Origin of the sequence: Limnohabitans sp. (genome assembly GCF_040400975.1) — a bacterium.
Taxonomy (GTDB): Bacteria; Pseudomonadota; Gammaproteobacteria; order Burkholderiales; family Burkholderiaceae_C; genus Limnohabitans_A.
In genome coordinates this window covers 20,300-33,703 of record NZ_JBBAPF010000015.1, presented here as the reverse complement: position 1 = coordinate 33,703, position 13,404 = coordinate 20,300, and the positions used below count along the sequence as shown (strand labels likewise).

At 59.2% G+C, this 13,404-nt stretch carries 13 protein-coding genes and 1 tRNA gene; 11 read left to right on the top strand and 3 right to left on the bottom strand.

Annotated elements, in window-relative coordinates:
• Positions 1-4: 4 nt before the first annotated feature.
• Positions 5-89 (top strand) — tRNA-Leu (locus ABWQ00_RS10145).
• Positions 90-263: 174 nt separating this feature from the next.
• Here the strand turns inward: ABWQ00_RS10145 and rimO are convergent.
• Together rimO and phaR are read right to left on the bottom strand one after the other, a co-directional pair.
• A complete protein-coding gene (gene rimO / locus ABWQ00_RS10140) occupies positions 264-1,673 on the bottom strand; it encodes a 30S ribosomal protein S12 methylthiotransferase RimO (protein ID WP_353238555.1) in 1,410 nt (469 codons plus the stop codon).
• A 57-nt stretch (positions 1,674-1,730) separates the two neighbouring features.
• Entirely contained in the window at positions 1,731-2,378 is a 648-nt protein-coding gene (phaR, locus tag ABWQ00_RS10135) for a polyhydroxyalkanoate synthesis repressor PhaR (RefSeq protein ID WP_353238554.1), read from the bottom strand.
• 142 nt (positions 2,379-2,520) lie between these two features.
• Between phaR and ABWQ00_RS10130 the strand changes: the two genes are divergently transcribed.
• The 10 genes from ABWQ00_RS10130 to ABWQ00_RS10085 all read left to right on the top strand — a co-directional run bounded on the left by ABWQ00_RS10130 (position 2,521) and on the right by ABWQ00_RS10085 (position 9,794).
• A complete protein-coding gene (locus ABWQ00_RS10130; RefSeq protein WP_353238553.1) occupies positions 2,521-3,159 on the top strand; it encodes a riboflavin synthase in 639 nt (212 codons plus the stop codon).
• Entirely contained in the window at positions 3,156-4,283 is a 1,128-nt protein-coding gene (ribBA, locus tag ABWQ00_RS10125) for a bifunctional 3,4-dihydroxy-2-butanone-4-phosphate synthase/GTP cyclohydrolase II (RefSeq protein WP_353238552.1), read from the top strand. The genes ABWQ00_RS10130 and ribBA overlap by 4 nt, the downstream gene beginning before the upstream one ends.
• Positions 4,284-4,285: 2 nt before the next feature.
• Positions 4,286-4,783, top strand: a complete 498-nt coding sequence (gene ribH, locus ABWQ00_RS10120; protein WP_353238551.1) for a 6,7-dimethyl-8-ribityllumazine synthase — start codon at positions 4,286-4,288, stop codon at positions 4,781-4,783.
• Positions 4,783-5,307, top strand: coding sequence for a transcription antitermination factor NusB (gene nusB, locus ABWQ00_RS10115; protein ID WP_353238550.1), 525 nt, complete (start codon positions 4,783-4,785; stop codon positions 5,305-5,307). Before ribH ends, nusB begins: the two co-directional genes overlap by 1 nt.
• An 11-nt stretch (positions 5,308-5,318) precedes the next feature.
• Complete coding sequence (locus ABWQ00_RS10110; RefSeq protein ID WP_353238549.1) at positions 5,319-6,506, top strand: pyridoxal phosphate-dependent aminotransferase; 1,188 nt, start codon at positions 5,319-5,321, stop codon at positions 6,504-6,506.
• Positions 6,503-6,928: a YbgC/FadM family acyl-CoA thioesterase gene (locus tag ABWQ00_RS10105; RefSeq protein ID WP_353238548.1), complete on the top strand. Its 426-nt coding sequence runs from the start codon at positions 6,503-6,505 to the stop codon at positions 6,926-6,928. The genes ABWQ00_RS10110 and ABWQ00_RS10105 overlap by 4 nt, the downstream gene beginning before the upstream one ends.
• Positions 6,925-7,635 carry a protein TolQ gene (gene tolQ / locus ABWQ00_RS10100; RefSeq protein ID WP_353238547.1) on the top strand — a complete coding sequence of 237 codons (711 nt, stop codon included), beginning with the start codon at positions 6,925-6,927 and terminating at the stop codon, positions 7,633-7,635. Before ABWQ00_RS10105 ends, tolQ begins: the two co-directional genes overlap by 4 nt.
• Positions 7,636-7,650: 15 nt before the next feature.
• The gene (locus ABWQ00_RS10095) at positions 7,651-8,070 is read left to right on the top strand and encodes an ExbD/TolR family protein (protein ID WP_353238546.1); all 420 of its coding nucleotides are present in this window, start codon (positions 7,651-7,653) and stop codon (positions 8,068-8,070) included.
• Positions 8,071-8,083: 13 nt separating this feature from the next.
• Positions 8,084-9,058 carry a cell envelope integrity protein TolA gene (gene tolA / locus ABWQ00_RS10090; protein ID WP_353238545.1) on the top strand — a complete coding sequence of 325 codons (975 nt, stop codon included), beginning with the start codon at positions 8,084-8,086 and terminating at the stop codon, positions 9,056-9,058.
• Positions 9,059-9,182: 124 nt separating this feature from the next.
• Entirely contained in the window at positions 9,183-9,794 is a 612-nt protein-coding gene (locus ABWQ00_RS10085) for a hypothetical protein (protein ID WP_353238544.1), read from the top strand.
• 23 nt (positions 9,795-9,817) lie between these two features.
• On the opposite strand, the gene dnaE is transcribed toward ABWQ00_RS10085, so the two are convergent.
• Positions 9,818-13,345, bottom strand: coding sequence for a DNA polymerase III subunit alpha (dnaE, locus tag ABWQ00_RS10080; protein WP_353238543.1), 3,528 nt, complete (start codon positions 13,343-13,345; stop codon positions 9,818-9,820).
• Between the last annotated feature and the right edge of the window lie 59 nt (positions 13,346-13,404).

The following is a 13,404-nucleotide window of genomic DNA, read 5'->3' as shown; positions in this document are numbered from 1 at the left end:
AGGCGCCCAGATGGCGGAATTGGTAGACGCACTAGTTTCAGGTACTAGCGAGTAACATCGTGGAGGTTCGAGTCCTCTTCTGGGCACCAATCTTATCGAACTCGATAAGTTTAAAAAAACATCACAAGCCGTTGATTTTCGATCAGCGGCTTTTTTGTTGGGCCATTCACTTGGCTTCGATTTCAAACCCTTGGCAAGCTGGCCACAAGGAAAGTGTTGCGGCTGGCTTACCCCAAAGCTGGCCCAAGCCGCACAGGACACCATCAAACCGGAACCCCCACCAAATCGTGACCTTCCACGCTCACAATGCGGGCACGGGTGAACTCACCGACTTTCAATGTTTTGCTGATTTTTTCGGGGGGCAACAAGCGCACCACACCGTCGATCTCGGGCGCATCGCCAAAACTGCGGCCCACGCCACCACGGCGACCCATGGCCGGCGCACTGTCTACCAGCACCTGCATGCTGGAGCCCACACGTTGGTGCAAACGGGCAATCGACACCTCTTCGGCCACCGCCATGAAGCGGGCGCGCCGCTCTTCGCGCAGTGCCTCGGGCAACATCCCGGGCAAATCGTTGGCGCTTGCACCCTGAACGGGGCTGTAAGCAAAACAACCCGCCCGGTCAATATGCGCCTCGCGCAAAAAACCCAACAAGTGCTCAAATTCTTCTTCGGTTTCACCCGGAAAGCCTGCAATGAATGTACTGCGTATCACCAACTCGGGGCACATCTCGCGCCAGCGCTGGATCCGCTCCAAGTTCTTTTCACCACTGGCTGGTCGCTTCATGCGTTTGAGCACATCGGGATGGCTGTGCTGAAACGGCACATCCAGATAAGGCAAGACCAGACCCTGCGCCATCAGCGGAATGATGTCGTCCACACTCGGATAAGGGTATACGTAGTGCAACCTCACCCATGCACCGTGCGCACGGGCCATCTCGCCCAGCGCCTGGACCAACTCCAACATGCGGGTTTTGACCGGCTTGCCATCCCAAAAGCCTGTGCGGTATTTCACATCCACCCCGTAGGCCGAGGTATCTTGGCTGATGACCAACAGTTCCTTGACGCCACCTTCAAACAAGGCCTTGGCTTCTTTGAGCACATCGCCAATCGGGCGTGATACCAGGTCACCCCGCATCGACGGGATGATGCAAAAGGTGCAGCGGTGGTTACAGCCTTCACTGATCTTCAAATAAGCATAGTGGCGCGGCGTGAGTTTGAGGCCCGCTTCGCCAAAGCCACCGGGCACCAAATCCAAAAACGGGTCGTGCGGTTTGGGCAAATGCGTGTGCACCGCGTCCATCACCTCTTGTGTGGCGTGAGGACCGGTCACGGCCAGCACGCTCGGGTGCAATTCGCGCACCATGTTGCCGCCGCCCTCACCTATTTTGGCACCCAAGCAACCGGTCACGATCACTTTGCCATTTTCATTCAACGCTTCGGCAATGGTGTCTAGGCTTTCTTGGATGGCTTCGTCGATGAAGCCACAGGTGTTGACGATGACCAGGTCAGCGCCTTCAAAAGTTTTGGAAGTTCGATACCCCTCAGCGCTCAATTGCGTGAGGATCAGTTCGGAATCGGTCAGGGCTTTGGGGCATCCCAGACTGACGAAACCCACTTTGGGTGCAGGCAGGTTGGCGGCGACAGGGGTGGTGGACATCATTTCACTCATCCCCGCATTGTCCCCGCAAAAACGACAATTTCGTGACAAAAGGTCATGCGGTGCCCATCAAGCCCTCAAACCCATGACACCCAAGAGCTGCTCAGTGTTCTTTTGGATCTGCTTTTGCATCTGTTCTTGCATTTGGTTCATCACATTTTGCGAGGGGTTGGTCAAACCAGAAAACATGTTTTGCATCAGCGGTGTTTGCCATTGCATGAATTGTGCCCAGACTTCCGGACTCAAAACAGGACTGGATTCGCCCAATTTGTTCTGCCAGTCCATGAAGGACTGCACATGGTTTTCCAAGTAAGTGCCCATGTGCCCCTGCATCGCATGACCATAAAACCGGATGATGTTGGACAGAACCGCCTCACTGAACATGGGCACGCCTGCGGACTCTTCTTCCAAAATGATCTGCAAAAAAATCGACCGGGTCAGGTCCTCACCCGTCTTGGCGTCCAAAACTTGGACAGGCATGGCCGTCATCACCATTTTTTTGATCTCGGCCAGCGTGACATAACTGGAAGTCTGTGTGTCGTACAAGCGCCGATTGGGGTATTTTTTGATGGTGCGAACGGCCACAGCTTGTGCCGGCTTCTCTACCTTGCTCGCCTTGAGCGATGGGCGCGAAGGGGGCGATTTGACTTTGGGCTTGACCGACAATGAAAACTCCTGATGGGATGCGGCAAATGGAAATCTGCTGCAATGCACCATTTTAGGCACACAGCAAAAGGCCTGCCGCCTTGGTTTACCCTGAGCAAAAGGGACTGAAAATCAAAGCAGAAGGGATTCAGACCCTGCATTTTTCTTGTGCTGTCGGCCGTTTCACCCTCTTTACCTGCGAAAATACAAGGCTATGTTTACCGGAATCATCACCGGCGTGGGGCGAATCGTCGCCACCCACGACCTGGGTCGCTCTTTACACCACGGCAAACGCCTCACCATCGAGGCCCCTGCCGGGTACCTTGACGATGTGGGCTTGGGCGACAGCATCGCCCTCAACGGCGCTTGCATGACCGTCACCAGCTTCAGCCCCGAAAGCCGTCAGTTCACGATCGACATCTCGGCCGAGTCGCTGGACAAGACCAGCGGCTTGGACCAGCAAGGCACCGTCAACCTTGAAAAAGCGCTGCGTGCCCACGACCGCTTGGGTGGACACATCGTGTCGGGTCATGTGGACGGCGTGGGCCGGATCCGCCATTTCGCACAAATCGGCGAAAGTTGGGAGCTGCGCGTCCTCGCCCCGCACGCGCTGGCCAAATACCTCGCCTACAAAGGCTCGATCACAGTCAATGGCGTGAGCCTCACCGTCAACAGCGTAACTGACCTCCCCGATGGCTGCGAGATCAGCATCAATCTGATTCCCCACACTGTAGACAATACCGCCCTCGGCAGCCTCCATGCGGGCAGCCGGGTCAACCTCGAAATCGACACCGTGGCCCGCTACGTGGAGCGCATGCTAAGCGCTGGCCTGATCCAGAAAGACAGCCCATGAACGCGCCCGCGCAACTGACACCTGTGACCATTTCGCCTGTCGAAGAGATCGTGGCCGAGATGAAAGCCGGTCGCATGGTCATCCTCGTTGACGAAGAAGACCGTGAAAACGAAGGCGATCTGGTGCTGGCGTCTGACCATGTCACACCCGAAGCCATCAACTTCATGGCCCGATTTGGGCGAGGCCTGATTTGCCTCACGCTCACCCGCGAGCGCTGCGAATTTTTGAAGCTCCCGCCCATGGCTGCCCGCAACGGCACTTTCTACAGCACGGCATTTACCGTGTCGATTGAAGCCGCCGAAGGCGTGACCACCGGCATTTCGGCCGCTGACCGTGCCCGCACGGTACAAGCAGCCGTGGCCAAGGCCAGCCAGCCCAGCGACCTGGTGCAGCCGGGTCACATCTTTCCCCTGCAAGCGGTAGATGGCGGCGTACTCATGCGTGCAGGCCACACCGAAGCCGGCTGCGATCTGGCCGACATGGCTGGCTGCTCTCCTTCATCGGTGATCTGCGAGATCATGAAGGACGACGGCACCATGGCCCGACTGCCCGATCTGCAAATTTTTGCAGCCGAACACGGCCTCAAGATCGGCACGATTGCCGACTTGATCGAGCACCGAAGCCGCAACGAGTCATTGGTTGAGCGCATCGGCAGCCGTCCCCTGCAAACTGCGCACGGCGCATTCACCGCCCACGCCTTCCGAGACCAAACCAACCAAGCTGTGCACCTGGCCTTGGTCAAGGGCGAATGGACGCCTGAGACCGAAGTGGCCGTACGGGTGCACGAACCGCTGTCGGTACTCGACGCGCTGGAAGTCAACCGCGCCATGCACTCATGGAGCTTGGACGCCAGCCTGCGCTACATCAACGCCCAAGGCAGAGGTGTGGCTGTGCTTCTCAACTGCGGCGAATCAGCTGACCAGTTGCTGGCCCAATTTGAAGGCCGTGCCCGCTCAGCCCAAGCGCCTGAGCGCGGCAAGATGGACTTGCGCACTTACGGTGTGGGCGCCCAAATTCTGCGCGAATGCGGCGTACACAAAATGAAACTCATGGGCAACCCTCGTCGCATGCCCAGCATGACCGGCTACGGCCTCGAAATCACTGGCTACATCCCCAAGGAATAAACATGCTTGACGCCAACAAAGGCCTTGCCGACGAACTCGACGGCCAATTTCTGCACATCGGCATCGTGCAAGCCCGCTTCAACGAAGACATCACCAACGCCCTGGCCAAAGCCTGCATCGCAGAACTCGAAGCGCTGGGCGTGACCAGCATCGACCATGTGATGGTGCCCGGCGCCCTCGAAGTGCCTGTCGCCCTTCAGGCCATGGCCGAGCGCGCCGAATACGACGCACTGATCGCGTTGGGTTGCATCATCCGTGGCGAGACTTACCACTTCGAGCTGGTGGCCAACGAATCTGGCGCGGGCGTGAGCCGCGTATCGCTCGACTACAACCTGCCGATCGCCAACGCGATTTTGACCACCGAAAACCTCGAACAAGCCATTGTGCGCCAAACCGAAAAAGGCCGGGATGCTGCCCGGGTGGCGGTCGAGATGGCCTGCATCATGGACGACCTGTCTGCGGATCTGGCAGAAGAGTTTGACGACAAAGAGAACACTTGATGAACGATCTGAACAGCACGCCAGAACCAGAAGCTGCAAGCACCCCGCCCGCAGCCGCAGGCACGCGCAAGTCGTCTGCCAAGCCCGCTCGCAGCCGTTCGCGTGAGTTTGCATTACAGGCGCTCTACCAGCACATTGTGGGCAAAAACGAGGCCTCGGACATCGACGTGTTCACCCGCGACCTGTCGGGTTTTCACAAAGCCGACTCGGCCCATTACGACGCCCTGCTCTACGGCTGCACTGAACAATCCGAGGCTCTGGACGCCTTGATCGGGCCCAAACTCGATCGAAGTTTTGCCGAGATTTCGCCCATCGAACGGGCCATCATGTGGATCGGCGTTTATGAAATGCAGCACTGCCTGGACGTGCCCTGGCGCGTGGTGCTCAATGAGTGCATCGAGCTGGCCAAAGACTTTGGCGGCACCGACGGTCACAAATACGTGAACGCTGTGCTGAACGGCCTGGCCCCAGAATTACGAAGCGCCGAAGTGCAGGCTGACCGCCAGTCCGGCCGCGCCAAATAAAAGCCCACACCATGCGCATCTCCGAGCGTGCCGAGCGGATCGAGCCCTTTTGGGTCATGGAAGTGGCCAAGGCCGCCAGCCAAAAAGCCCGCGAAGTCGCGCACACCGACCGGCCCGTGGTGTTCTTGAACATCGGTGAGCCCGACTTCACCGCCCCCCCCCGCGTGCAAGCCGCCGCACAGGCCGTGGTCGCCGCCGGTCAAACCCAATACACCCCTGCGCTGGGACTGGACGCCCTGCGACAAGCCATCAGCGGCTGGTACGCGCAGCGCTTTGGCGTTCAAGTGCCCGCCAGCCGCATCGTGGTCACCGCGGGCGCATCCGCAGCTTTACAACTGGTCTGCCTGGCACTGATCGACCGGGGCGACGAAATTCTGATGCCCGACCCGAGCTACCCCTGCAACCGCCACTTTGTGAGTGCGGCCGAAGGCACCGCAGTCTTGCTGCCCACCACGGCAGAAGAACGCTTTCAATTGAGCGCCGGCAAAGTGGCTGCAGCCTGGGGGCACAACACGCGTGGCGTCTTGCTGGCATCGCCCTCCAACCCCACGGGCACCTCGATCGACCCGGCTGAATTGGCCCGCATCGTCGAAGTGGTGCGCGAAAAAGGCGGCATCACCCTGATCGACGAGATTTACCTGGGCCTGAGCCACGACGACCAGTTCGGCCAAAGCGCCCTGGCTCTGGGCGATGACGTCATCAGCATCAACAGCTTCAGCAAATACTTCAACATGACCGGCTGGCGCCTGGGCTGGCTGGTGGTGCCCGAGCAGCTCACGCCCGTGCTGGAGCGCCTGGCGCAAAACCTGTTCATCTGTGCCAGTACCGTGTCGCAACAAGCGGCCCTGGCCTGCTTTGAGCCCAAGAGCCTGTCAGAATACGAACGCCGCCGCGCCGAATTCAAAGCCCGGCGGGATTACTTCATCCCGGCCCTGAACGACTTGGGTCTGACGGTGCCCGTGGCACCCGATGGCGCGTTTTACGCCTGGGCCGACTGCAGCACCGCCTGCCAAAAGTTGGGCCTCAAAGACAGCTGGGACTTTGCATTTGCTGCGCTGGAACACGCCCATGTGGCCATCACCCCGGGGCGCGACTTTGGTACGGACCAGACCGCGCGTTTTGTGCGCTTTTCCACCGCCAACTCGATGGCCGAACTGCAAACCGCCATTGCCCGCCTGAAAGCCTGGTTGCAGCCATGAGCACGTCAAGCCCAAGCGCTTTTGAACACCCCATCCGCATTTATTGGGAGGACACCGACGCGGGCGGCATCGTGTTTTATGCCAACTACCTCAAGTTTTTTGAGCGCGCCCGCACCGAGTGGCTGCGCGCCTTGGGCTTTGGCCAGCAAGTGCTGCGCGACCAATCGGGTGGTATGTTTGTGGTGAGTGAGACCGCCGTCAAATACCACTCACCCGCCCGACTGGACGACACCCTGGTCGTGACCGCCGAGCTGCAAACCGGCGGCAAAGCCAGCCTGAGCATTGCCCAACGCGCTTACTTGCGCACGCCCAACCAAAACGACCGATTGCTGGCCGAAGGCACCATTCGCTTAGGCTGGGTCGACAGCACCACCTTGAAACCCGGCCGCATCCCGGCCCCCGTTCTGGAAGCCCTGAAATGAACCAAGACATGTCCATCGTCTCGCTGCTCTTGCACGCCAGTTTTGTCGTGCAGCTGGTGGTGCTCATTTTGCTCAGCATCTCCGTGGCCAGTTGGGCGGCCATCGTGCGCAAGATCACCGCCATCAAGCGCATCAAAAACCTGAACGAAGAGTTTGAGCGCGTTTTTTGGTCAGGCACCAGCTTGAACGAACTGTTCAACGCCGCCAGCCAAAACGCCAAACTCTCGGGCCCGATGGAACGCATCTTTGCCAGTGGCATGCGCGAGTACCAAAAACTGCGCGAACGCCGCATCACCGACGCCGGCACCTTGCTCGACGGCGCCCGCCGCGCCATGCGGGCGAGCTTTCAGCGCGAGATGGACGCGGCCGAGTCCCAACTGGCTTTTTTGGCCTCGGTTGGATCGATTTCGCCCTATGTCGGATTGTTCGGCACGGTTTGGGGCATCATGCACGCCTTCACGGGCTTGGCCAACTTGCAGCAAGTGACCTTGGCGGCTGTGGCCCCCGGCATTGCCGAAGCCCTGGTGGCCACCGCGATTGGCCTGTTTGCCGCCATCCCGGCGGTGTTGGCCTACAACCGCTTTTCCCACGACGTGGACCGCATCGCCATCAAACTGGAAACCTTCATTGAAGAGTTCTCCAACATCTTGCAGCGCAGCCTGGGTGCCAATGCAGCCATAGGCAATGGCTCGGCATCTGGTCACTGAGAAAGGCCCAAGAGCATGCCCTCCACATCCTCCCGAGGCCGCGGGCGCCGCACCATCTCGGAAATCAACATGGTGCCCTTCATCGACGTGATGCTGGTGCTGCTCATCATCTTCATGGTCACCGCGCCCATGATCACACCCAGCATGGTGGATCTGCCCAGCGTGGGTAAGGCGGCCAAACAGCCCGACAAAGTGATCCAGATCCTGATCCAGAAAGACGAACGGCTGGAACTGGTGAGCGATGGCAAAACCGACAGCGCCACGCTGCAAAGCGTGGCCAGCAGCGTGAAACGACTGGTGGGTGACGACACCAACACGGCCGTGGTCATCAGCGCCGACCGCACGGTGAAATACGAAACCGTGGTCAAGGTCATGGACAGCTTGCAACGTGCAGGCATTGCCCGCGTCGGCTTGTCGGTTCAACTGGCACCTTGAGAAGGACACGGGTTTGACCGCCAAGGCCACGCCGCACCTCGAATTTGCGCCCCCAGAGCCGCCGGGCATGGGACGTGCATGGCTGGTGGCCGTGATCGCGCACGCTTTGTTGTTCTTGGCCTTGGGCCTGGCCACGGCTTGGAAAACCCAACCGCAATCTTTGCAAGCCGAAGCCGAGCTGTGGTCGGCCGTTCCGCAGGCAGCCGCGCCCCGATTGCAAGAGCCTTTGCCAAAGCCGGAACCCGTGCCTGAGCCGGAACCGCAACCCACGCCGCCTGCCAAACCCACACCACCCCCACCACCGGCCCCTGATCCCGCATTGGCCCTGAAAGACGCGCAAATCGCTCTGGAAAAGAAGAAACTGGACGACAAGAAAAAGGAAGCTGAAAAGCTGAAGGCCGAGAAAGAAAAAGCAGAGAAAGAAAAGGCCATCAAAGACAAGGCGGCCCAAGAAAAGTTAGAAAAAGCCAAGGCCGAAAAAGAGAAATCCGAAAAGGACAAGGCCGAGAAAGCCAAGCTCGCCAAAGAGAAAAAGGCGCAAGAAGATAAAGAGCGCGAGAAAAAGAAAGCCGCTGACAAAGACAAGGCTGACAAAGCTGAGAAAGCCGAGGCCGCCAAGGCAGACGCCGTGCGTCAAGAAAACCTCAAGCGCATGCAAGGCATGGCAGGGGCCTCGGGCGGCGAAAACGCCACCGGAACCGCGCTCAAATCGTCCGGGCCTTCGGCCACCTATGCCGGCCGCCTGGTGGGCCGCATCAAACCCAACATCACCTACCCAGGGGACATGGTGGGCAACCCCAGGGCCGAGGTGGAAGTGCGGGTGGCACCCGACGGCACGATCCAAAGCCGCCGTATTCTTCAATCCAGTGGCAACAAGGCCTGGGACGAAGCGGTGTTGCGGGCCATCGACAAAACCGAGATCCTGCCCAAAGACACCGATGGCCGGGTACCGCCTGTGATCGTGCTGGGCTTCAGGCCGCTCGACTGACCGAGTGCTGCTTGAAGGCATGACCGAGATCTAGCACCTCAACTTTGGTCTTATCGTGTCGATACATCTTCACCGAGTTCAAATTCAAACTCCGACTTCACACCCCATTTGGCCGTCCATACCCATGACCCTGAAAACACTTGTTGCTGGCTTGATGATGGTCATGGGGGGTCTGCCCATGACCAGCGCATGGGCCCAAAAAGCACCGGCTAGCGCGTGTTTTGTGGCGCATTTCAAATCGCTCGCCCTGCGCACCCATGCCCCCGAGTCACGGGCCAATTTGGCCAAAGCTTGGCTGGAGCGCAATGCTGGCAGTTGCACGGATGTGCAATTGGCGACTTTGCTGGCCAACAGCCCCAACTGGTTGGGCACCGCCTTGACGCTGGAGATCTCGTCCATCCTCGAAGGTGCCATCGAAGCCAAAATCGCCGGGAATCCCGAGCTGATGGGCAAGCTTTACGAGTCTCTGGGCAAAGAGGGCCAAGCGTCCTCGGTGACCTACACCAACCCTCCGCCCAGGGCGCCTGTGGTCCGGCCCATGGTCAACAACGGGGTGATTGCGGGCAGCCCTAATTTTGGTTCGATCACGGGGAACACCACCGTCAACCAGAACAACAATCAGTTGAGCAACGCCAGCAGCAGCAACGCGTCCAACACCAACCAGAACGCATCACCTGACGCCGTCTCTGCGAGCATCAACAACAACCCGCAAATGCCGCAAAACAGCGCCCGCTGATGCGGCTTGGCGCAGGCGGTCGATCAGTCGTAAACAATCCGCGCCTGGCCTTGGTCGGCTTGTGCCATCCAGCTGGCCAGGGCTGCGTCGGTCGGAAAAAATTGGGCCCCGTCGCCCAGCGCCAGCTCGGCGCGCGCGCCCAGCGCCTCATCGCGCCGCTCCAGCACCAAACGCACGGACAAACCGCGGACCAAGTCGCCTTGCTCGGTTTGTTCGCGTTGCGCCGGAAACTCTCTGACCAAGCGGGCGATGTCGGGCGCACGGCCGTTGACCGCCACACGCAGGTATTTGCCATATCGGCAGCGGGCAGCGCCCAAGTCCATGATTTGCTCAATCTTGAGCCTGAAACCACCCGAAAAACGGTCGGCCTGCATCTTGGCCGTGACGATGATGAGCTCATCGTCTTTGAGCAAATGTTTGGCCGAGTTGATCAAAGCTTCGTCGGCGGTGGCCTCCATCACGCCCGATTTGTCGTCGAGCTTGAAGATCGCCACTTTGCCGCGCTGGCCACTGATGATGCGCAGGTCGCTCACGATGCCCGCCAAGACCATGGATTCGCGGCTGTCGATCAGGTCGTCAATTTTGCGGCGAGCGAACTGGCGCACTTCGCGCTCCACCGCGTCAAACAAATGGCCTGACAAAAAGAAGCCCACGGCGGTTTTTTCAAGCAACAAGCGCTCCTTGATGCCCCAGGGCATGACTTCAACCAGATCTGGCTCTTGCGTGCTGGAACCGTGCGAGTCGTCGCCCAGCATGTCAAACAGGCCGCCCTGGTTGACGTTGGCCGTGGTGGCGTTTGAAAACTCAAACGCCCGGTCGATGCTGGCCGATAAGGCGGCGCGGTTCATGTGCAGTGAGTCAAAGGCGCCGGCCTTGATGAGTGCGTCCACCGTGCGCTTGTTGATGCGGGTCCGGTCCACGCGCACCGCAAAGTCAAACAAACTCTTGAAGGGACCACCCTCGTTGCGGGCGGCCACGATGGCGTCGATCGCCTGCTGGCCTGTGCCCTTGATGGCCCCGAGGCCGTAGCGGATGATCTTGTCGGTCACCGGCTCAAAGCGGTGTGTGCCCCGGTTCACGTCAGGCGGGTCAAAGCGAATTCCGAACTTGAGCGCGTCTTCGTACAGCACCTTGAGCTTGTCGGTATCGTCCATTTCTACCGTCATGTTGGCGCAGAAGAACTCGGCGGTGTAGTGCACCTTGAGCCAAGCCGTGTGGTAGGCCAGCAGTGAATAGGCGGCGGCGTGCGACTTGTTGAAACCGTAGCCGGCGAATCGCTCCATCAGGTCAAAAATTTCATCGGCCTTTTCCTGAGGGATGTTGTGCGTGGCCAGTGCCCCATCGCGGAATTTTTCGCGGTGCTCGGCCATCTCTTCGGCCTTTTTCTTGCCCATGGCGCGGCGCAGCAAGTCAGCGCCACCCAGCGAGTAACCGCCCAAAATCTGCGCCGTCTGCATGACCTGCTCTTGGTAGACCATGATGCCGTAGGTTTCACTCAGCATCTGGGCCACTGCCGGGTGCGGGTACTCCACGGGCTCACGGCCGTGTTTTCGGGCCACAAAACTGGGAATCAGGTCCATCGGGCCCGGACGGTAAAGCGCGTTCAACGCAATCAGGTCTTCCAGGCGGCTGGGGCGGGCGTCGCGCAGCATGCCCTGCATGCCGCGGCTTTCAAATTGGAACACCGCCTCGGTCTTGCCGTCCGAAAACAACTTGTAAGTGGGGACGTCGTCGAGCGGGATGTTTTCAAAGGCGAAGTTCTCTTGGCCCTGATGGCGCTTCATGATGAACTCGCGGGCGATCTCCAAGATGGTCAGCGTAGCCAGACCCAAAAAGTCAAACTTCACCAGGCCAGCGGCCTCCACGTCATCCTTGTCATATTGGCTCACCGCCGATTCACTGCCAGGCTGCTGGTAAAGAGGACAAAAATCGGTCAACTTACCCGGCGCAATCAACACCCCCCCGGCGTGCATGCCCACGTTGCGGGTCATGCCTTCCAGTTTTTGCGCCAGTTCGATGAGCGTCTTCACATCCTCTTCACGCTCAATCCGATCAGCCAATATGGGTTCCATGGCGATCGCGTAATTGTTTTTGTCACCTTCTTTGGGATTGGCAGGAGGGTATTGCAGCGTGACCGACATGCCTGGCTTGTTGGGGATCAGCTTGCTGATGCCGTCGCAAAAGGTGTAGCTCATGTCGAGCACCCGGCCCACATCGCGAATCGCTGCCCGTGCGGCCATGGTGCCAAAGGTCACGATCTGGCTAACGGCCTCGCGCCCATACTTGTCCTTCACATAGTCGATCACCCGGTCGCGGTTACCCTGACAAAAGTCAATGTCGAAGTCGGGCATGGACACACGCTCGGGGTTCAAGAATCGTTCAAACAGCAGGTTGTACTGAAGGGGGTCGAGGTCGGTGATCTTGAGCGCATAGGCCACCAGCGAGCCTGCGCCCGAACCCCTTCCAGGACCCACCGGGCAACCGTTGGCCTTGGCCCACTGGATGAAGTCACCCACGATCAAAAAGTAACCCGGAAAGCCCATCTTCAAAATGGTGTTCAGCTCGAACTCCAGCCGCTCCACATAGCGCGTTCGTTCTTCAATCCGCTTGGCCTCAACCGGGTACAGGTGAAGCAAGCGTGCCTCCAGACCTTCAAAAGACACATGCCGAAAATAGTCTTCGACCGACATGACCACGCCGTTCACAGGCGGAATCGGAAAATCTGGCAACTGGGGCTTGCCTAACACCAAGCTGAGGTTGCAGCGCTTGGCGATCTCTAGGGTGTTGGCAATCGCACTGGGCACATCGGCAAACAAGGCACACATGTCAGCTGCCGATTTGAAATACTGCTCGCGGGTGAAACGCCGAACCCGACGGGGGTTGGCCAAGATTTCGCCCTCAGAGATGCAGACCCGGGCTTCGTGGGCTGCGTAATCTTCAGGGCCGTGAAACTGCACGGGGTGCGTAGCCACCACAGGCAACCCCAATCGTGCGGCCAGCGCCACTGCACCCGCCACCTGCGGCTCGTCTTCGGGTCGGCCAGCGCGTTGTAGCTCCAAATAAAACCGATGGGGGAACATCGAACCCAGCTGCAGCGCCATGTCGGCTGCCTTGTCGGCATCGCCCTGCACAATGGCCTGCCCTACCGGACCGGCTTGCGCACCCGAAAGGAGAATCAAACCGTTAGACAACTCATGGAGCCAAGCCAGTTTGACCACGGCCACGCCTTTGACGATGTTTTGTGTCCAGGCACGGGCCAAGATCTCACACAGGTTCAGGTAACCGGGGTGGTTTTGCACCAACAAAGCCACACGGCTGGTGACCCCAGCGTCGCCGCCCAGGCCTTCCAAGTAGATTTCCGCGCCAATGATAGGTTTGACGCCTTTGCCGCGCCCCTCTTTGTAAAACTTGACCGTGCCAAAGAGGTTGTTCAGGTCGGTGATGGCCAGTGCTGGCTGGGCGTTTTGGGCCGCCATTTTGAGCACATCGTCGATGCGACATGTGGAGTCAACGACAGAAAATTCGGAGTGGAGGCGCAGATGAACAAACATAGCTGACCATTGTAGAAGCTCACCCGGGTGGACCTGGGTGCTGACGGGCTCATGTGCCG

Bases quoted from the DNA above. Each gene is read 5' to 3' on its own strand.
- ribH (WP_353238551.1), top strand. From the start codon at position 4,286: ATGCTTGACGCCAACAAAGGCCTTGCCGACGAACTCGACGGCCAATTT.
- ABWQ00_RS10095 (WP_353238546.1), top strand. From the start codon at position 7,651: ATGCCCTCCACATCCTCCCGAGGCCGCGGGCGCCGCACCATCTCGGAA.
- tolQ (WP_353238547.1), top strand. From the start codon at position 6,925: ATGAACCAAGACATGTCCATCGTCTCGCTGCTCTTGCACGCCAGTTTT.
- ribBA (WP_353238552.1), top strand. From the start codon at position 3,156: ATGAACGCGCCCGCGCAACTGACACCTGTGACCATTTCGCCTGTCGAA.
- ABWQ00_RS10110 (WP_353238549.1), top strand. From the start codon at position 5,319: ATGCGCATCTCCGAGCGTGCCGAGCGGATCGAGCCCTTTTGGGTCATG.
- ABWQ00_RS10130 (WP_353238553.1), top strand. From the start codon at position 2,521: ATGTTTACCGGAATCATCACCGGCGTGGGGCGAATCGTCGCCACCCAC.
- nusB (WP_353238550.1), top strand. From the start codon at position 4,783: ATGAACGATCTGAACAGCACGCCAGAACCAGAAGCTGCAAGCACCCCG.
- ABWQ00_RS10085 (WP_353238544.1), top strand. From the start codon at position 9,183: ATGACCCTGAAAACACTTGTTGCTGGCTTGATGATGGTCATGGGGGGT.
- ABWQ00_RS10105 (WP_353238548.1), top strand. From the start codon at position 6,503: ATGAGCACGTCAAGCCCAAGCGCTTTTGAACACCCCATCCGCATTTAT.
- rimO (WP_353238555.1), bottom strand. From the start codon at position 1,673: ATGAGTGAAATGATGTCCACCACCCCTGTCGCCGCCAACCTGCCTGCA.
- dnaE (WP_353238543.1), bottom strand. From the start codon at position 13,345: ATGTTTGTTCATCTGCGCCTCCACTCCGAATTTTCTGTCGTTGACTCC.
- phaR (WP_353238554.1), bottom strand. From the start codon at position 2,378: ATGGTGCATTGCAGCAGATTTCCATTTGCCGCATCCCATCAGGAGTTT.